Annotated in this window: 21 protein-coding genes and 1 tRNA gene; 13 read left to right on the top strand and 9 right to left on the bottom strand. The window is 68.5% G+C overall.

Going from position 1 to position 18,242, the window contains the following annotated elements:
- Positions 1–20 precede the first annotated feature (20 nt).
- The 4 genes from ribD to ribH are packed head-to-tail and all read left to right on the top strand — an operon-like array spanning position 21 to position 3,187.
- The gene (ribD, locus tag Q5H94_RS03445) at positions 21–1,016 is read left to right on the top strand and encodes a bifunctional diaminohydroxyphosphoribosylaminopyrimidine deaminase/5-amino-6-(5-phosphoribosylamino)uracil reductase RibD (protein WP_431312133.1); all 996 of its coding nucleotides are present in this window, start codon (positions 21–23) and stop codon (positions 1,014–1,016) included.
- Positions 1,016–1,624, top strand: coding sequence for a riboflavin synthase (locus tag Q5H94_RS03450; protein ID WP_304559834.1), 609 nt, complete (start codon positions 1,016–1,018; stop codon positions 1,622–1,624). The genes ribD and Q5H94_RS03450 overlap by 1 nt, the downstream gene beginning before the upstream one ends.
- Positions 1,611–2,765, top strand: a complete 1,155-nt coding sequence (gene ribB, locus Q5H94_RS03455) for a 3,4-dihydroxy-2-butanone-4-phosphate synthase (RefSeq protein ID WP_304559835.1) — start codon at positions 1,611–1,613, stop codon at positions 2,763–2,765. The genes Q5H94_RS03450 and ribB overlap by 14 nt, the downstream gene beginning before the upstream one ends.
- Positions 2,765–3,187, top strand: a complete 423-nt coding sequence (ribH, locus tag Q5H94_RS03460; protein WP_304559836.1) for a 6,7-dimethyl-8-ribityllumazine synthase — start codon at positions 2,765–2,767, stop codon at positions 3,185–3,187. The genes ribB and ribH overlap by 1 nt, the downstream gene beginning before the upstream one ends.
- Positions 3,188–3,219: 32 nt before the next feature.
- On the opposite strand, the gene Q5H94_RS03465 is transcribed toward ribH, so the two are convergent.
- Positions 3,220–4,308: an alkene reductase gene (locus tag Q5H94_RS03465; protein ID WP_304559837.1), complete on the bottom strand. Its 1,089-nt coding sequence runs from the start codon at positions 4,306–4,308 to the stop codon at positions 3,220–3,222.
- Positions 4,309–4,358: 50 nt separating this feature from the next.
- Here Q5H94_RS03465 and Q5H94_RS03470 point away from each other — a divergent pair, with 50 nt between their 5' ends.
- Genes Q5H94_RS03470 through ssb form a run of 5 tightly spaced genes read left to right on the top strand, consistent with a single transcriptional unit; the run spans position 4,359 to position 8,720 of the window.
- Positions 4,359–5,324: a DMT family transporter gene (locus tag Q5H94_RS03470; protein WP_304559838.1), complete on the top strand. Its 966-nt coding sequence runs from the start codon at positions 4,359–4,361 to the stop codon at positions 5,322–5,324.
- A complete protein-coding gene (locus Q5H94_RS03475; RefSeq protein WP_304559839.1) occupies positions 5,308–5,967 on the top strand; it encodes a COQ9 family protein in 660 nt (219 codons plus the stop codon). The genes Q5H94_RS03470 and Q5H94_RS03475 overlap by 17 nt, the downstream gene beginning before the upstream one ends.
- Before the next feature lie 59 nt (positions 5,968–6,026).
- On the top strand, positions 6,027–6,296 hold the full coding sequence (locus tag Q5H94_RS03480) for a FeoA family protein (protein WP_304559840.1): 270 nt from the start codon (positions 6,027–6,029) through the stop codon (positions 6,294–6,296).
- Between the two features lie 4 nt (positions 6,297–6,300).
- Positions 6,301–8,163 (top strand): ferrous iron transporter B, encoded by a 1,863-nt coding sequence (feoB, locus tag Q5H94_RS03485; protein ID WP_304559841.1) that lies wholly within the window; start codon positions 6,301–6,303, stop codon positions 8,161–8,163.
- Between the two features lie 11 nt (positions 8,164–8,174).
- Positions 8,175–8,720 (top strand): single-stranded DNA-binding protein, encoded by a 546-nt coding sequence (ssb, locus tag Q5H94_RS03490; protein WP_304559842.1) that lies wholly within the window; start codon positions 8,175–8,177, stop codon positions 8,718–8,720.
- Between the two features lie 103 nt (positions 8,721–8,823).
- Here the strand turns inward: ssb and metW are convergent, their stop codons facing one another.
- From metW to Q5H94_RS03510, 4 genes are all read right to left on the bottom strand, one after another.
- Positions 8,824–9,411, bottom strand: a complete 588-nt coding sequence (gene metW / locus Q5H94_RS03495; RefSeq protein ID WP_304559843.1) for a methionine biosynthesis protein MetW — start codon at positions 9,409–9,411, stop codon at positions 8,824–8,826.
- Positions 9,408–9,839, bottom strand: a complete 432-nt coding sequence (locus tag Q5H94_RS03500; RefSeq protein ID WP_304559844.1) for a GNAT family N-acetyltransferase — start codon at positions 9,837–9,839, stop codon at positions 9,408–9,410. Before Q5H94_RS03500 ends, metW begins: the two co-directional genes overlap by 4 nt.
- Positions 9,836–10,954, bottom strand: a complete 1,119-nt coding sequence (gene metX, locus Q5H94_RS03505) for a homoserine O-acetyltransferase MetX (protein ID WP_304559845.1) — start codon at positions 10,952–10,954, stop codon at positions 9,836–9,838. Before metX ends, Q5H94_RS03500 begins: the two co-directional genes overlap by 4 nt.
- A 171-nt stretch (positions 10,955–11,125) precedes the next feature.
- On the bottom strand, positions 11,126–12,691 hold the full coding sequence (locus Q5H94_RS03510; RefSeq protein WP_304559846.1) for a flavin monoamine oxidase family protein: 1,566 nt from the start codon (positions 12,689–12,691) through the stop codon (positions 11,126–11,128).
- A 97-nt stretch (positions 12,692–12,788) separates the two neighbouring features.
- Here Q5H94_RS03510 and Q5H94_RS03515 point away from each other — a divergent pair, with 97 nt between their 5' ends.
- Positions 12,789–13,697 carry a prephenate/arogenate dehydrogenase family protein gene (locus Q5H94_RS03515; RefSeq protein ID WP_304559847.1) on the top strand — a complete coding sequence of 303 codons (909 nt, stop codon included), beginning with the start codon at positions 12,789–12,791 and terminating at the stop codon, positions 13,695–13,697.
- Between the two features lie 3 nt (positions 13,698–13,700).
- On the opposite strand, the gene Q5H94_RS03520 is transcribed toward Q5H94_RS03515, so the two are convergent.
- From Q5H94_RS03520 to ftsE, 4 genes are read right to left on the bottom strand one after another with little or no spacing between them, the layout of a single operon-like run.
- The gene (locus Q5H94_RS03520) at positions 13,701–14,387 is read right to left on the bottom strand and encodes a lysophospholipid acyltransferase family protein (protein ID WP_304559848.1); all 687 of its coding nucleotides are present in this window, start codon (positions 14,385–14,387) and stop codon (positions 13,701–13,703) included.
- Positions 14,384–14,926 carry a YdcF family protein gene (locus tag Q5H94_RS03525; protein ID WP_304559849.1) on the bottom strand — a complete coding sequence of 181 codons (543 nt, stop codon included), beginning with the start codon at positions 14,924–14,926 and terminating at the stop codon, positions 14,384–14,386. Before Q5H94_RS03525 ends, Q5H94_RS03520 begins: the two co-directional genes overlap by 4 nt.
- Entirely contained in the window at positions 14,923–15,816 is an 894-nt protein-coding gene (locus Q5H94_RS03530; protein WP_304559850.1) for a cell division protein FtsX, read from the bottom strand. Before Q5H94_RS03530 ends, Q5H94_RS03525 begins: the two co-directional genes overlap by 4 nt.
- Positions 15,813–16,514, bottom strand: a complete 702-nt coding sequence (gene ftsE, locus Q5H94_RS03535; RefSeq protein WP_304559851.1) for a cell division ATP-binding protein FtsE — start codon at positions 16,512–16,514, stop codon at positions 15,813–15,815. Before ftsE ends, Q5H94_RS03530 begins: the two co-directional genes overlap by 4 nt.
- 192 nt (positions 16,515–16,706) lie before the next feature.
- On the opposite strand from ftsE, the gene Q5H94_RS03540 reads away from it, so the two are divergent.
- From Q5H94_RS03540 to msrB, 3 genes are all read left to right on the top strand, one after another.
- Positions 16,707–17,411: an MJ0042-type zinc finger domain-containing protein gene (locus tag Q5H94_RS03540; RefSeq protein WP_304560151.1), complete on the top strand. Its 705-nt coding sequence runs from the start codon at positions 16,707–16,709 to the stop codon at positions 17,409–17,411.
- A 97-nt stretch (positions 17,412–17,508) separates the two neighbouring features.
- A tRNA-Leu gene (locus Q5H94_RS03545) sits at positions 17,509–17,595 on the top strand.
- A 182-nt stretch (positions 17,596–17,777) separates the two neighbouring features.
- Positions 17,778–18,173, top strand: coding sequence for a peptide-methionine (R)-S-oxide reductase MsrB (gene msrB, locus Q5H94_RS03550; protein ID WP_304559852.1), 396 nt, complete (start codon positions 17,778–17,780; stop codon positions 18,171–18,173).
- Positions 18,174–18,242 lie beyond the last annotated feature (69 nt).

Below are 18,242 nucleotides of genomic sequence, written 5' to 3' on the forward strand. Positions count from 1 at the left end.
GCGCTGACGACGCGCGCTGGATGGCGGCGGCGCTCGCGCTGGCGGAGCGCGGGCGCGGGCGGACCGCGCCCAACCCCAATGTCGGCTGCGTCATCGTCAAGAGCGGGCGAGTCGTCGGTCGCGGCTGGACGCAGCCCGGAGGGCGCCCCCATGCCGAGGCGATGGCGCTGGCACAGGCCGGCGCGGAGTCGCGCGGCGCAACTTGTTACACCACCCTCGAACCGTGCGCGCACCGCTCGGAGCGCGGCCCCGCCTGCACCGACCTGCTGATCGAGGCTGGAGTGGCGCGCGTCGTCGTCGCGCTCGGCGATCCCGATCCGCGCACCGACGGCGAAGGGATGGCGCGGCTCCGCGCCGCCGGAATCGAGGTCGCGAGCGGCTTCGGTGCCGATCAGGCGCGACGATCGATGGCGGGCTTCCTCACCCGCCGCGCGCTCGGCCGGCCGCATGTCACGCTGAAACTCGCGCTCTCGCTCGACGGTGCGCTGGCGATGGCCGACGGCCGCAGCCGCTGGATCACCGGCGATGAAGCGCGCGCTCACACTCACCTCGAACGCGCGCGCCACGACGCGATCCTGGTCGGACGCGGCACATTCGAGGCCGACACGCCACGACTCGACGTACGCCTGCCCGGCCTCGAAGACCGCAGCCCGCACCGCCTGCTACTCTCCTCGCATCAACCGAAGGGCATGCACGATGCCAACAGTTGGTGCGGCTCTGACCTAGACCTCTATTCCGGCTGGGCTTGGGTCGGCCAGCGGGCTCTTTCCGCGGTGAGCGTCAGCGATTATCTCATGGTCGAAGGCGGCGCACACACCGCCGCGAGCTTCCTCGCCGCCGATCTCGTCGATCGCCTTCTCCTCTATCGCGCGCCGATCCTCGTCGGCGACGGGCGCACGCTTCCCGATATCGGCCTCGCCGATCTCGCCGATGCGCACCGCCGCTGGACACTGATCGACTCGCGCCAGCTTGGCAGCGACCGGCTGGAGGTCTACGAGCGCGCCAGGAAAGACTGATGTTCACCGGAATCATCACAGACGTCGGCACGATCGATGCCGTGGAAGCGCTCGCCGATACGCGCGTGCGCATCCTGACGTCGTACGACACCGCCACCATCGACATGGGCGCGTCGATCGCCTGTTCGGGCGTCTGCCTTACCGTCATCGCCAAGGGGCCGGGCTGGTTCGCGGTCGACGTCTCGGGCGAGACGATCTCGCGCAGCGCGGCCGGCATGTGGACGGCCGGCCGCCGCCTCAACCTCGAACGCGCGCTGAAGGTCGGCGACGAGCTCGGCGGGCATATCGTCACCGGCCATGTCGATGGCACCGGCGAGATCGTCGAGCTTTACGGCGAGGGCGGCTCGACCCGCCTCACCGTCCTCGCCGGCCCCGCCATCGCGCCGTATATGGCCGCCAAGGGCTCGATCACGCTCGACGGCGTCTCGCTCACCGTCAACTCGGTCGACGATGTGCCGGAAGGCGTCCGCATCGGCGTCAACATCATCCCGCACACGGCGTCCGTCACCGCGATCGGCTCGGCCGCCATCGGCAATATCATGAACATCGAGATCGACGTGCTCGCGCGCTATCTCCAACGCATGGAACATTATCGTGCCAACCACTGACACCAAGGTCGCGCACCTGCGCCACGGCTTCCTCTCCAACCCCGAGGAAATCGTCAACGAAGCGCGCAACGGCCGCATGTTCATCCTCGTCGACGACGAGGACCGCGAGAATGAGGGCGATCTCGTCATCCCCGCGCAGATGGCGACGCCCGATGCGATCAACTTCATGGCGACACACGGCAAGGGCCTGATCTGCCTCGCGCTCACCAAGGAGCGTGTCGATCTACTCGGGCTCGATCTGATGAGCCGCAACAACGGCACCCGTCACGAAACCGCCTTCACCGTCTCGATCGAAGCGCGCGAGGGCGTGACGACCGGCATCTCCGCCGCCGACCGCGCGCGCACCGTCGCCGTCGCGATCGACGGCAGCCGCACCAAGGCCGATATCGTCACCCCCGGCCACGTCTTCCCGCTCGTCGCCCGCCCCGGCGGCGTGCTGGTCCGCGCAGGCCATACCGAGGCCGCGGTCGACGTCTCGCGGCTCGCGGGACTCAACCCCTCCGGCGTGATCTGCGAGATCATGAAGGAGGATGGCACGATGGCGCGGCTCGACGATCTCGTCGCCTTCGCACAGCGCCACAACCTCAAGATCGGCACGATTCGCGATCTGATCGCCTACCGCCGCCGCCACGATCACCTGCTAGAACGCCGCGCCGAAACCAAGTTCGACAGCCGCTGGGGCGGTGAATGGAGCGCGATCACCTTCTACAACAAGGCGGTCGGCACCGAGACGATCGCCCTGGTCAAGGGCAAGATCGACGCGGAAAAGCCCACCCTGGTGCGCATGCACACGCTGTCGATGTTCGCCGACACGTTCGGCGAAACCACGGATCGTGCCGGAATGCTCGCCGGCGCGATGAAGATGATCGGCGAGGAAGGGGCCGGCGTCGTCGTCGTCATCAACCGTGCGATGGCCAATTCGCTGAGCCGCCATATGGAAGTGCGCGCCAAGCGCGCTGCCGGCATCGCCAGCGATTTGGACGTCGAGGAACTGCGCGATTACGGCATCGGCGCGCAGGTGCTGGCGGAACTCGGCGTTCACGACATGGTCCTGCTCACCAACACGCATCACACGCTGGTCGCGCTCGAGGGCTACGGCCTGTCGATCGTCGGTGAGCGCGCGGTCGAGAGGGCCGACTGATGGCGCATGTCCTGATCGTCGAGGCGCGCTTCTACGACCATCTCAACGACCTGCTGCTGGAAGGCGCCCGCGCCGCGATCGAGGATGCGGGGCACAGCCATGAGACCATCACCGTGCCCGGTGCGCTCGAAGTGCCCGGCGCGATCGCGCTGGCCGCGGATGCGAACCGCTACGATGCCTTCGTCGGCCTCGGCGTCGTCATTCGCGGCGAAACCTATCATTTCGAGATCGTCGCGGGCGAAAGCGCGCGCGGGCTGATGGCGCTGTCGATGGACGGCCTCGCCATCGGCAACGGCATCCTCACCACCGAAAACGAGGCGCAGGCGCTCACCCGCGCCCGCAAGTCCGAGAAGGACAAGGGCGGCGAGGCGGCCAAGGCCGCGCTCGCCATGCTTGCGCTGAAGGACAAGTTCGCGCACTAGCCGCCGCCCCGGCCTCCGCCGGGGCGACGGTTTCAGGCCTCGACCGTTTCCAGAGCCGGATAGTCGGTATATCCCTCCGGCCCCTGCGAATACCACGTCGCCGGATCGGACGGGTTGAGCGCCGCGCCGCTCCGCAACCGCTCGGGCAGGTCGGGATTGGCGAGGAAGGTCCGCCCGAAGGCGATCGCATCCGCCACGCCAGAATCGAGCGCCGCCTGCGCCTTCTCCACGCTGTCGTAATCCGAGTTGAGCACCAGCGGGCCGGCAAACACCTTGCGGATCGCCGGTGACAGCTTCGGCACGTCGGTCTTGCCGAACGTGCCGTCGGGGCCGGGCTCGCGCAGTTCGAGGAAGGCGATGCCGAGATCGGAGAGCAGTTTCGCCGCGGGCACGAACAGGCCTTCCGGGTTGCTGTCATCGACGCCCTGCGAATCACCGTTGGGCGACAGCCGCACGGCCGTCCGCCCCGCGCCCGCCACCGAGATCACACGCTCGGTCACCTCGCGCAGCAACCGCGTGCGGTTCTCGACCGATCCGCCGTAGATATCGTCGCGGAAATTGGCGTTGTCGCGCAGGAACTGGTCGATCAGATAGCCGTTCGCGGCATGGATCTGCACCCCGTCGAACCCGGCCGCCAGCGCATTGCGCGTCGCCGTCTCGTAGTCGTCGAGCAGGCCCGGAATCTCGTCGAGCCGCAGCGGCCGCGCCGTCTCGAACGGCTTCTTGCCCTCATAGGTATGCGCATCGCCCGGCGTCGCGGTGGCGGACGACGATACCGGCTGCTCGGCCGTAACCGATGAATGCACCTGCCGCCCCATATGCCACAGCTGGGCGAAGATCCGCCCGCCCGCCGCATGCACGGCATCGGTCACCGGCTGCCACGCCGTGACCTGCTCGTCGCTCCACAGGCCCGGCGCATAGGGCCAGCCCAGTCCTTGCTGCGAGATGCCCGTCGCCTCGGTGATGATCAGCCCCGCACTCGCGCGCTGCCGGTAATAGTCCACCATCAGCGGCGTCGGCACATGCTCGCGCGTCGCCCGCCCGCGCGTCAGTGGCGCCATGAGGATGCGGTTGGGCGCGGATACGTCGCCGAGCGTGATGGAATCGAACAGCGTGGGCATGAAGGAAACTCCCTTTTGGACGAGCGGCAGATAGGAAGCTAAGGGGCGGCATGCACGGTGACGCCTCCCCAACAAAATCTGTTGCACCGCAAACCAACGCTCGCTCGCCGCTTCCGTTCGCCGCGCTGGTCGCCGGCAACGTCGCGCTCGCCTTCGGGCCGTGGTTCGTGCGCCTCGCCGATACCGGCCCGGTCGCCTCGGGCTTCTGGCGGCTGCTGCTGGCGGCACCCGTGCTGCTGATCGCCGGCTTCGGCACCGGCTGGCGGCCGCGCGGCTGGACGTGGCAGCTCTGGGCGATGCTCGCGCTCGCCGCAGTGTGCTTCGCCGCCGATCTGGGGAGCTGGCATCTCGGCATCGTGCGCACGACGCTCGCCAACGCGACGCTGTTCGGCAATTCGACGATCCTGATCTTCCCGATCTACGGCTTCCTCGTCGCGCGAGCTCTGCCGACGCGGATGCAGGGCATCGCGCTGCTGCTCGCCTTCGCCGGCGGCGCGCTGCTGATGGGCCGCTCCTATCAGGCCGATCCGCGCCATCTCGGCGGCGATCTGCTCTGCGTGCTCGCCGGGCTGCTCTATACCGGCTATTTCATCTTCCTCGGCCGCGTGCGCGAGACGACGCCGCCGCTGCCTGCGCTCGCGCTGTCGACGACGGTCAGCATCGTCCCCGCGCTCGCCTTCGCGCTGATCCTGCAGGAACGGATCATCCCGCATAACTGGCTTCCGCTAATCGGCCTTGCGCTGGTCAGCCAGATCACCGGCCAGTTCCTGATGGTCTATGCGCTGGGGCGGATATCGCCGCTCGTCGTCGGGCTGACGCTGCTTGTGCAGCCGATCGTCTCCGCCACGATCGGCTGGATCGTCTACGGCGAACAGCTCGGCGCGCTCGATTTCGTCGGTGCGCTGCTGGTCGCGATCGCGCTGGTACTGGTGCGCGAGAAGCCCGCCACGGTTGCGGAAATTCCGTTGGCGGACCAAATGGAGCCGGTGGGAGACACGCATGACGATCGCACCTGACGCCACGCTCGACGAGATCGCCGCCGGGCTCGCCCCGCTGATCGCCGACAACGCCGCCTTCGACGGCTGGAGCGCGACCGCGCGCGACATGGCCGCCGATGCCGCGGGCGTCGACCGCGACGTCGCCCTGCTCGCCTTTCCCGGCGGCGCGACCGACATGATCGCCGCCTGGATCCGCTCGGTCGATGCGAAGATGATCGCGCGCGTCGGCGCGGAGACGATCACCACGCTCAAGATTCGCCAGCGCATCACCGCTTTGGTCGAGGCCCGCCTCGCCGAGACCGCGTCCAATCGCGAGGCGCTGCGCCGTGCGCTCGCCATCCTCGCCATGCCGCAGAACCTCGCCCTCGCCGCGAAGCTCGGCTGGGGCACCGCCGACGCCATCTGGCGCGCGGCCGGCGACACCGCGACAGACTACAACCACTATACCAAGCGCATGACGCTCGGCGCGGTCTATACCGCCACCGTGACCGTCTTTCTCGACGACGAGAGCGAGGGCTGGGCCGACACCCGCGCCTTCCTCGCGCGCCGGATCGAGGACATCATGCGCTTCGAGAAAGCCAAGGCCGGGGCCGTCGCCCGCGCCGCCTTCCGCCCCAGCCTGTCGCGCTTCATCGGCCGCCTGCGCTACCCTGCGGTGTAACGGTCCGGCAAAGCGATAACGCTGGCGTTCGCCCGCGCCTATTGATAATCAGTCGCAGCATGAACGTCCACGCGCCCGTCGATACCAGCCTCAGCCTCGCAGCGCTTCCCAACGGCCGGCAGGCGACCGTCGCCGGGATCGAGTGGGACCGGCTCAGCATTCCCGAAGGCCGCCGCCTGCGCGAACTCGGCTTCGACGAGGGTGTCGGCGTCGAGGTGCTGCACCGCGCGTCAATCGGCAAGGGGCCGATCGCGGTACGGATTGGCCGCATGATCGTCGCGCTCCGCCGCAACGTCGCCGCCACGATCCACGTCTCGCTCGCCGCCTGACGCGATGAACGCAGCCCCTCTGGTGGCGCTGGTCGGCAATCCCAATGCCGGTAAAAGCGCGCTGTTCAACGCCCTCACCGGCGCGCGGCAGAAGGTCGGCAATTATCCCGGCGTCACCGTGGAGCGCAAATCGGGCCGCCTCGTCCTCGACGACGGCCGCCCGGTCGAACTGGTCGATCTGCCCGGCACCTACAGCCTCGAACCCTCCAGCCCCGACGAGCGCGTCACGCGCGATTTCGTCACCGGGCGTCAGGCCGGCGAGCGCCTGCCCGACGCGATCGTCATCGTCCTCGATGCGTCAAACCTCGACAATCACCTGCGCTTCGCCCTGCAGCTCATTGCGCTCGGCCTGCCTGTCGTCATCGCGCTCAATATGTTCGACCTTGCCGAACGCGACGGGCTGAAGCTCGACCCGCAAGTGCTGACGCGCGAACTCGGCGTCCCCGTCGTGCCCACCGTGGCGGTGCGCCGCCGCGGGCTGGAGGATCTCAAGCAGCAGCTCTCCGGCATCCTCGAACACGGCGCCGCCATTCCCCTGCGCGCGAGCGACGGCGTGCCCGAGGATATCGTCACGCTGCAACGCCGTGCCCGCCAGCTCGCCCAGCGCGCCACCGTCTCGGAAGCGCCGACGCGCCGCTGGGGCCATGCGCTCGATTCGATTGCGCTGCATCCCGTGTTCGGCGTCATCCTGCTGTTCGCGATCCTGTTCGTGATGTTCCAGGCGGTGTTCACCTGGGCGACCGTCCCCGCCGATGCGATCGATACCGGCTTCCTCGCGCTCGAACAGTGGATCAAGGGCCTGATGCCCGATTCGATCCTGCGCTCGCTGCTCACCGACGGCGTCATCGCCGGCGTCGGCGCGGTGGTCGTTTTCCTGCCGCAGATCCTGATCCTGTTCGCCTTCATCCTCGTGCTGGAGGCGAGCGGATACATGGTCCGCGCCGCCTTCCTGATGGACCGGATGATGGCGAGCGTCGGCCTGTCGGGCCGCGCCTTCATTCCGCTGCTCTCCAGCTTCGCCTGCGCCGTGCCCGGCATCATGTCGACGCGCACGATCGAGGATGAGAAGGACCGGCTCACCACCATCCTGATCGCGCCGCTGATGACCTGTTCGGCGCGGCTGCCGGTCTACACGCTCGTCATCGGTGCCTTCATCCCCAACCGCGCGGTGCTGCCCTTCGTCGGTTTGCAGGGCCTCGTCATGTTCGGCCTCTACGTGATGGGCGTGGTCGGCGCGTTCTTCGTCGCGCTCGTCCTGCGCAACACCGTCACCAAAGGCGCGTCGTCGGGCTTTATGATGGAGATGCCGAAATATCAGCTCCCCAACGTGCGCGACGTCGCACTCGGGCTGCTCGGCCGTACCGAGATTTTCCTGCGCCGCGCCGGCACAATCATCGCCACCACCACGATCATCCTCTGGGCGTTGCTCACTTTCCCGCAGGTGCCGGCGGGGTCGAAGGTCAGCCAGGTCAATTATTCGATCGCCGGGCGCATCGCCAACACGATCGAGCCTGTCTTTCGCCCGATCGGCTTCAACCGCGACATCGCGCTCGCGCTGATCCCGGCAATGGCCGCGCGCGAGATCGCGGTGGCGGCGATCGGCACGGTCTATGCCATCGACGATCCCGAAAGCGACCAGGGCGGCAAGAAAATGGTCGAGAACCTGCGCGGCCGCTGGAGCCTGCCGACCGCGCTCGCCTTCCTGATGTGGTTCGTGTTCGCGCCGCAATGCATCTCGACCATCGCCGTCACCCGACGCGAAACGAATGGATGGAAATGGCCCGCCTTCATGGTCGGCTACCTGTTCGCACTGGCATATGTCAGCGCGGGAGCTACATGCTGGGCGGCAACGGCACTCGGTTTGTAGAAAGCGAAAATATGGCGGGCAGCGTCAACAAGGTCATCATCGTCGGCAATCTCGGCCGCGACCCGGAGAGCAAATCCTTCCAGAACGGCGGCAAGGTCGTGAACCTGCGCATCGCCACGTCGGAAAACTGGAAGGACAAGAACACCGGCGAGCGCAAGGAAAAGACCGAATGGCATTCGGTCGCGATCTTCAACGAAGGGATCGCCAACGTCGCCGAACGCTATCTGAAGAAGGGCAGCAAGGTCTATATCGAGGGCGCGCTGCAGACCCGTAAGTGGCAGGATGCCCAAGGGCAGGATCGCTATTCGACCGAGATCGTGCTGCAGGGCTTCAACAGCGTCCTGACGATGCTCGATGGCGCGCCCGGCGGCGGTGGCGGCGGCGGCGCGGTACGCGACGATTTCGGCGGGAACGAGGATTTCTCCGGCGGCAGCTTCGGCGGCGGTGGCCGCAGCAGCGGTGGCGGCTACGGCGGCGGCCGCCCGAGCGCCCCTGCCGGCGGCGGCGGCCAGCGCGGCGGCTTCTCGGACGATCTGGATGACGACGTGCCGTTCTGATCGCGGATGAGGCGGCCTTGGCCGCCGGTTCGCGTGAGCGGACATCCGCGCTCGGCCGGCGGACGGGCGTCAGCCCGATCCGGCCGACGGCTTCGCCGTCGGCCTAACGCCTGAGAAGAAACACCGCGTGCTCGGCGAACAGATTCGCCATCGCCGACTTTGCGCGCTGGTCCCCGGCGAGGAACCACGCCCCCTCCACGGTAATCCCCCGCCCCGCCACGAACGCGCGGAAATCGTCGATCGTCACGTGGTGGATATTGGGCGTGTCGAACCATTGTTCGGGCAGCAGCCGCGTCACCGGCATCCGCCCCCGGCTCAGCAGCGACGCCCGCACCCGCCAATGCGCGAAGTTGGGAAACGACACGAACGCGCGCTTGCCGATCCGCAGCAGGTGATCGAGCGCCACGTCCGGCCGCCGCGTCGTCTGCAGCGTCTGGCTGAGGATCGCATAGTCGAAGCTCGCGTCGGGATATTCCGCCAGGTCCGAATCGGCATCGCCCTGGATCACCGACAGCCCGCGCGACACCGCCGCCGCGACGTTGCCCGCGTCGATCTCCAGCCCGCGCGCATCCACGCCGCTACGATCGCGCAACGCCGCCATCAGGCTCCCGTCGCCACAGCCGACATCGAGCACGCGCGTGCCCGCCGCCACACTGTCGGCGATGATCGCGAGATCGGGGCGCAGGCTCACGACTGCCCCCGCAACCGCGCGGCCGCAGCCGGGTCGATCCGCTCCATGTAATTCTCCGGCCGGATCGGCGCGTGAAAGCCCAGCGCCTCATACACACCGTGGGCATCGGCGGTGGTCAACGCGATCCGCCGCAGCCCCTGATAGTCGGGATGATCGAGAAACCACTGCACCATCCGCCGCCCGAGCCCCTGCCCGCGACCCGCCGCATCGACCCACACGTCGGCGAGCCACCCGAAAGTCGCCTTGTCGCTGATCATCCGCGCATAGCCGACCTGCTCGCCGCCCTCATACGCCCCAAGGCAATGCGACCCCGCCGCCGCCTTCTCGACCAGGTCACGCGCGATCCCCGGCGACCAGTAGCTCGATGCCAGCCAGCCATGCACGCGCGCGAAGTCGATCCGGCCAAAATCGTCGGACAGCTCGATCATGCCCCCGCCCTCAAAAAACCGTCGACCACGCGGTTCATCTCCGGCGCGTCGAGCAGGAAGGCGTCGTGCCCGAACGGACTGTGCAGCTCGACGAAGCTCACCGGCGCGCCCGCCGCGTTGAGCGCATGCACGATCGCGCGCGATTCGGGCGTCGGATACAGCCAGTCGGTGTCGAAGCTGACGAGGCAGAAACGCGCCTTGGTCGCGCGAAACGCATTCGCCAGATGCCCGCCATGTTCCTCGGCGAGATCGAAATAATCCATCGCGCGCGTGATATAGAGGTACGAATTGGCGTCGAACCGATCGACGAAGCTCAAGCCCTGATAGCGCAGATAGCTCTCGATCTGGAAATCGGCGTCGAAGCCGAAGCTCTTCTGCTCGCGCTTCTGCAGGCGGCGGCCGAACTTCTCGGTCAGCCCCGCCTCGGACATATAGGTGATGTGCGCCGCCATCCGCGCCACCGCGAGCCCGGCGGAAGGCGCATCGCCCTCCTCGTAATAGTCGCCGCCGCGCCACTTGGGATCGGCCATCACCGCCTGCCGCCCGACCTCGTGAAAGGCGATGTTCTGCGCGGTATGCCGCGCGGTCGAAGCGATGATCACTGCCGCCCGCACGCGCTCGGGGAAGGTCGCGGGCCAGCTCAGTGCCTGCATCCCCCCCATCGACCCGCCGACCACCGCCTGCAGCGTGTCGATACCGAGATGGTCGAGCAGCATCGCCTGCGCGCGCACCATGTCGCGGATGGTGAGAACCGGAAAGCTCATCCCCCACGGCTGGCCCGTCGCCGGATTGACCGTCGCCGGCCCCGACGATCCCATGCAGCTGCCGATCACGTTCGAACAGACGATGAAGTGCCGTGCCGGATCGACCGGTTTCCCCTCCCCCACCATCCGCGTCCACCAGCCGGGCTTGCCCGTCACCGGATGCGGGCTGGCGACATGGTGATCCCCCGTCAGCGCATGGCAGATCAGCACCGCATTGCTGGCATCGGCATTGAGCGTGCCATAGGTTTCATAAGCGATATCGACCGGCGACAGGAGCACCCCGCCGTCGAGCCTGAGCGGCCCCGGCAGAGTGACATGGCGGGCAAGCCCGAAGCGCGCATCGTCGGTCATGGCCGGCCGCGTTAGGATGGCGACGGTTTCAACTCAAGGATTTCGGAACAACAGCATCAGCCGAGGCCGTTTCGCCGTGCGCCCGCCTGCGGCGCGAAGCCTCTCTGCGCCTCTGCACCCTCTGCGCGAACCCCCTCTTCTCCGCGCCTTCGCGCCTCCGCGTGAACCCTTCTATCCAAATCTGCGCGCCGGCACGCGCGCAGCGATCACCGTCTGCGCCGCCAACCGCCCGGTCTGCGCGCCGCCGTTCATATAGCCCGGATAGGCATCCGACAGATGCTCGCCCGCGAAATGCACCGGCCCCGCGCCGAGCGGCGACGAGGCGACGCCGTCGCTCTCGCTCCAGATCAGCCCGCCGAAAGTGGTGAGCTGCCCCGGCCGGAAATTGACATACGCACCCATCGTCATCGGGTCTCCGCACCAGTTGGTGCGCCGGCCCTCGCGCGTCGCTGCCGCCATGCCGGGTATCGCCCGCTCGACCTGCGCGGCAAAGCGCCTGGCGAGCATATGTCCCGTCTGCCCCGCCGCATCATTGACCTGCTGCCCGCCCAGGAACCAGGTCCATATGCTCCCCGGCCCCGTGCCGGGCCGGATGCCCGCATCCCAGCCCAGCGCCATCGGCGCCGCGCGCGTCTCCCACAATTCGCCGCCGCGCCCGACCGACGCCTCCCACGGCCGCGCCGCCATCACCGCCTGCACCTTCTCGCACTTGCCGAGCCCGACCTCGGCGATGAAGCGCGTCCACAACGGCGGCAGCGCGACGCGGAAATCGATCGCGCGCGTGATCCCCGCAGGCGTCGCCACGATCACGTCCGATGCATCCGTCGTCCGCCCGTCCGCGAACACCAGCCGCACGCCGCCGCCGAAAGGGTCGATCCGCGCGACCTTGGCGCCAGTCGTGATGCGGTTCCGCAACCTCTCCGCCATCGCGTCGATCAGCGCGCCGCTGCCGCCCGCGATCAGATAGCGTTCGTCGCTGTTGCTCAGCACCTCGACGCGGCGCCCGTCGACCGAGGGCAGATTGAACACCAGTTCGATCGCAGAGGCCTCGTCCGGCTCGCAGCCATATTCGGTGCGCGCGGTCTGCTCCATCAGCGCGCGCACCCACGGCGCGGGCATCAGCCGCGCATGCTTGTCGAGATAGCCGGTGAACGACATCGCATCCAGTTCCGCCGCGATGGCCGCATAATCCTTGTCCAGCCGCTGCGAATCCGCATCGATCTGCGCGGCGATTCCGCGCAGCCCGGCCACCAGCCGCGCATCCGGCAACGCCTTGCCCCCGGCCAGGATCATGGTGCGATGCGCGCCCGCCTTGCGATCGATCAGCGCGATGCCGAACGCCTTGGTCAGCGCGTGCATGTCGGCATGGTCGTCGTTGACGAGCTGCCCGCCCATCTCGATCGCCGGTGCCTTCGCCGGCCGCGCGGTCCATATCCGCCCGCCCATCCGCGGCCGCGCTTCGTAGAGCCGCGCGTCGATCCCCGCCTGCGTCAACGTCCAGAGTGCCGAGAGGCCCGCGATCCCGCCGCCGACGATCGCCACCGGACCCGGCGCGATCCCCTGCCCGCGCGCTTTGCGTGGCAGCGCCGCAGCGACGCCCGCCGCGCCCAGCGCCGTCAGCACCGCGCGCCGCGTCGCCCCCGGTGCCCCCACGACCGGCATGGCGTCACCGTTCGCTGCGAGGTTGAGCCGCCGCGCCGCCGCCAGCGCATCCCAGATGATCCCGCCGCCCCGCATCGATACCGCCCCTCGATGGCCCCCGATCAGCTAGTGTAGCATCCACGCAACGCCGCGCCAGCTTGCGTTGCGCGGGCGCTTGGGGCACCGCGCGCCGATGCTTCCCTTCGCGCGCGTCACCATCATCGGCATCGGCCTGATCGGCTCCTCGATCGCGCGCGCGGTGCGTGCGTCGATGCCAGGCGCGCGGCTGACCGGATACGACGCTGATGCCGACGTCCGCGAAACCGCGACGCGCATCCAATTGTTCGACGACGTCACCGACACGCCGGGCGCGAGCGTGATCGACGCCGATCTCGTCATATTCTGCGTGCCGGTGGGCGCGATGGGCGACGCGGCGGCGGCGATCGCAGAGGATCTGCCCGCCGACGCGATCGTCAGCGACGTGGGCTCGTGCAAGGCCGATGTCGTCCGCGCGCTGACCGAGGCGCTGCCCGGCGCGACGATCATCCCCGCTCACCCCGTCGCCGGCACCGAGAACAGCGGCCCGGAAAGCGGCTTCGCGAGCCTGTTCCATGGCCGCTGGTGCATCGTCACCCCGCCCGAGGGCGCCCCCGATTTTGCGGTGGCGCGCGTCAGCGAATTCTGGCGGCGGCTGGGTGCCGAGGTCGAGACGATGGCGCCCGATCATCACGACCGCGTCCTTGCCATCACCAGCCACCTGCCGCACCTCATCGCCTACACCATCGTGGGCACCGCGTCGGACATGGAGGAAGTCACTCAGTCCGAGGTCATCAAATTCTCGGCAGGCGGCTTCCGCGACTTCACCCGCATCGCCGCTTCCGATCCCACGATGTGGCGCGACGTGTTCCTCGCCAATCGCGAGGCGGTGCTCGACATGCTGCAACGCTTCTCGGAGGATCTCTCGGCGCTGCAGCGCGCGATCCGATGGGGCAAGGGCGACGAATTGTTCGACCTCTTCACCCGCACCCGCGCCGTCCGCCGCTCGATCATCGACCAGGGCCAGGACGATCCCGCCCCGGACTTCGGCCGCACGCACGAATAGGTATCAGCTTTCGAGCGCGTTTATCGCCGCATGCACCTTCGCCTCGGCCTCCTTGCGCGGCAGGCCCGGCGGAATCGTCTCGCCGAAGCGGAACGTCACCACGCCCGGCCGCTTCAGCCCCTTGCGCGGCCACACCACACCGCTGTCGAGCGCGACCGGCACGACCGGCACTTTCAGCAACTGATAGAGCCCCGCGAAGCCGGACTTGAGCGGCGGCTGCTCGCCCGGGGCGACGCGCGTTCCTTCCGGGAAGAACAGGATCGAGCGACCTTCGCCCAGCTCGTCTTGCGCATCGCGCAGCATCTGCCGCAGCGCCCCCGCCGAAGCCCCGCGATCGATCACGATCACGCCGTAGCGCCGCGCCGCCCATCCCCAGACCGGGATCGCGGCGAGTTCCTGCTTCATCACCACCGCCGGCCGGCCGAGCAGCCGCGCCAGCTCCATCGTCTCGAACATCGCCTGGTGCTTGGCGGCATAGAGCACCGGCGCACCCTGCGGCACATGCCCCTCGACGCGGACATGGATGCCCAGGATCGCCCGCGTCGCCCAGCCATGCAGCCACACCCACGCGCCGGCATAAGCGATCATCGCGCGCTTGCCGAACAGCGCCGCCAGCGGCGACACCAGCACCATCGGCACCGATCCGCCGTAGAATACGATCCAGAACAGCAGGTTGCGCAGGAAGATCACCACAGTCCGCCCGACAGGATCGCCACGCGCCGCACGATCAGCTTGTTGTATTCGCTCAGCAGGGTCAGGAACTTGGGCCGGGTCGCAACGCCGTCGCCCACCACCGTAACATCGCTGCCGAGCGCATTGACCAGCTCCAGCCGCGCGCGCGCCAGATGCCAGTCGGATGTCACCAGCCGCACCGACTTATAACCATGTTCCTTCAGCCACGCCGCCGTCTCGTCGGCGTTGGAGCGCGTATCGACCGCGTCGTGGCCGAGATCGACGCAGCACGCGAACACCTTGGAATAACCGCGATATTGCGCGGCAAGCTCGGCGGGCCGCACCGCCGGGGCCACGCCCGTCACCAGCATGCGCTTGGCGGCGTGCTGCGCGATCAGCTTCAGCCCGCGGTCGATCCGCCCCGCGCCGCCGGTCGGCACGACGATCGCGTCGGTCTCGGCCCCTTCGAGCGGCCCCGGCATCGTCGCCACGAAAATGCCGAATCCCCCCGCCCACAGCACCACGAGCAGGATCACGAGGCGAAGGATGAACCTCACAGGATGCGCCTGAGCGCGCCGAGCACCGCGAACCGCGCCGCCAGGGTCGCCAGCAGCGCAAAGGCGATCGGCAGCATCGCCAGCACCGCCCAGTCGCGCACCCCCAGCGCCAGCCCGCCGATCAGGTCCGAACCGAGCGCGGCGAGCTGATAGCCCATCGTCACCACCACGATCGCCGCCAGCACCGCGCCGATCGCCCCGCCGAAGATCGTGTCGAGCGCGATCCGCCGCTGGAACAGCCGCGCGAGCTGCATGTCGGTCGATCCCAGCATGTGCAGCACCTCGATCGTCTCGCGGTGCGTTTCAAGGCTGGCGCGCGCGGCGAGGATCACCACCGCCGCGGTCGCCGCCGCCATCAGCGCGACGAGCGCCGCCGCCAGCCAGGTGACGAGCCCCATGAAGCTGCTCACCGGCGACATCCAGCTTTCGTGCCGGTCGATCCGTGCCGAGGGTGCCGCCGCGCGCGCGATCGCCGCCACCTTCGCCACCACCGCATCGCTGCCATTGTTGAGGTCGACGTCGACCATCGCCGGGATCGGCAATTCGGGATCGGCGCCGTCCGCGCCCAGCCACGGGCGCAACAGCGCGCTCAGCTCGGCGCGGTCGACCGCGTTGATCTGGCGCACATCCGGCGATGCGCGCAGCGCCGCCAGCACCTTCTCGGTCTGCACGGCGCGCGCGTCCGCCGCGGGCTCGACGATCTGCACGGTCAGCCGCCCGGCAAGCTGGCGGTTGAGCACGCTCGTCGCCGCCAGCGTCGCCAGCCCCAGCGCCGCCGCCAGCACGGTCAGGAACAGCATGATCGCCATGATCCAGGTCATGGCGCGCGCGCCGCCCTTCTCGTCGAGCAGACGGCGATCGGCCGCCGCCGTTACCAGCCGCACGCTCATCGGCCGCTCGCGGGATGCCGCAGCGATCCGGTCGGATCGTGCAGCCGCCCCTTGTCGAGCCGCATCATGTGCGCATCCGGGATTCGCCCGAGCAGGTGAAAATCGTGCGTCGCGACGACAACGGTCGTCCCCAGCCGGTTGAGCGATTCGAACAGATGCAGCAGCCGCTCGGCCATGTCGGGGTCGACGTTGCCGGTCGGCTCGTCCGCGACGAGAATCTCGGGCCGGCCGATCACCGCCCGCGCGATCGCGACGCGCTGCTGCTCGCCGCCCGACAGCGTCGGTGGGCGCGCATCCGCCTTGCCCTCCAGCCCGACCCAGGCCAGCATCTCGCGCACCGGCGCCTCGATATCGCCCTCGGGCACGCCGGATACGCGCAAGGGCAGCGCGATATTGTCGAACGAGGAGAGGTGGGGCACCAGCCGGAAATCCTGGAACACCACGCCGATCCGCCGGCGGAACCCCGGCAGGCGTCCGCGCGGCAGCGTCACCGCATCCTCGCCGAACAGCCGGATCGCCCCGCGCGTCGGCCGCTGCGCCAGATACAGCAGCTTGAGCAGCGATGTCTTGCCCGCCCCGCTCGCGCCGGTGAGGAAATAGAATGCGCCGCCCGCCAGCGTGAAGCTGACGTCGGACAAGGTTTCCTCGCCATGACCATAGCGCAGGCCGACATTCTCGAACTGGACGATATTCGCCATGATCCGGCGTGTGCCGCTCGCCTCGCTTGTCTTGCCCCGGGTGCCGCCATCGCACGATCCGCCGTGTTGCTTCAAGCATCGCCCGGCCCACGCGGGGTTTCAGCGCGAAACACTTGCCAGTTCGGCGAGGCGGTGCTTAGATTCTCCGGCGAGATTGCGACGATCCGCATCCTCGGAAAACCGCGTGACGTCATGATCCTCGAATGCCCCGAATGCCGGACACGCTATTTGGTCCCCGACACGGCGATCGGTGTGGACGGCCGCACCGTGCGCTGCGCCAGTTGCAAGCATAGCTGGTTCCAGGAAGGACCGGAGGTGCTCGATCTCGTCGCGCGCGCCGCCGAACCGGCCCCGGCCCCGCCTCCCTCCGCCGCACCCGAACCGGCCTATGCGGAAAGCCCGCGCGAGCCTGACGGCGTGGCCGACGATTTCGACGCCTTCGCCCACCAGCCGCCGTTCCGCCCGCGCCGCAACCCTGCGCGCCGCTGGACGATCGCGGCGATCGCGGCCGGCCTCGTCATGCTGATCGCGGCGGCGGGCGTGCTCTATTCGGGCGCGCCGGGCCTCGCCTTCCAGCTCGGCCTGCCGATGGGCACGCCGGAAACCCCGCTCAAGATCGTCAGCAAGCCGATCGATCACCACGATCTCGACAACGGCAGCGAGATTTTCGCGATCAGCGGCAACGTCGTCAATCCGACCGACACCCGTCAGCAGGTGCCCGACATCCGCGCCGAGCTGCGCGACGAACAGGGCCGCCTCGTCTACAGCTGGATGATCCGCCCCGACGCGATGGTCCTGCCGCCGCGCGGCCAGGTCGCCTTCAACAGCGCCAAGCTCGACGTGCCCGTCAACGCCAAGCGGCTGGTGCTGAGCTTTTCCGGCGAAGCGAAGAACTGATCGCGCCGCTTGCGGAAGCGGTTGCAAGCCGCGATCCGCTTTGCTAGGGGCGCTCCCCTACCAGCTGCCGGGCCCAAGTACCGGCGGTGTTTCATGTGCGGCCGTGGCGGAACTGGTAGACGCGCAACGTTGAGGTCGTTGTGGGCGAAAGCCCGTGGAAGTTCGAGTCTTCTCGGCCGCACCAGAAAGAAGAGCACGCGGCGCCGGTCGGCGCCGCGATGCCCTCCAAAAATCATATCGCCCCCAGAACCATATCGCCCGATGCGCGTTCGGCTTGATCGAGATCACGACGTGCGGCGCATCGCGTGCTAGCGTCTTGACGGACTCGGGCCCCGGACTCGGGGCCCCCAGGGGAAGCGCACGCATATGGAACATCTCACCCTCTCCGAAGCCGAATGGCGCAAGCGGCTGAGCCCGGAGGCGTATCACGTCCTGCGTGAGGCGGGGACGGAACGCGCCTTTACCGGCCGCTACAACGACAACAAGGCCGACGGCATCTATCGCTGCGGCGGTTGCGCGACGCCCTTGTTCGACAGTGCCGACAAATATGATTCGGGCTCGGGCTGGCCCAGCTTCACCCAGCCGATCAGCGCGGAGGTGGTGGTCGAACACAGCGACACCAGCCACGGCATGACCCGCACCGAGGCGCGCTGCGCGGTGTGCGACGGCCATCTCGGCCACGTCTTCCCGGATGGCCCGCCGCCGACGGGCCTGCGCTATTGCATGAATTCGCTCAGCCTCGATTTCAAACCGCGCAGCTGAATCTCCTTGGTTTCTCGACATGCTGAACGCTTGTTCGGGCGCGGTTAACCGCGTATCCGCAAACGCCTA

The organism is Sphingomonas immobilis, assembly GCF_030580995.1.
Lineage (GTDB): Bacteria > Pseudomonadota > Alphaproteobacteria > Sphingomonadales > Sphingomonadaceae > Sphingomonas > Sphingomonas immobilis.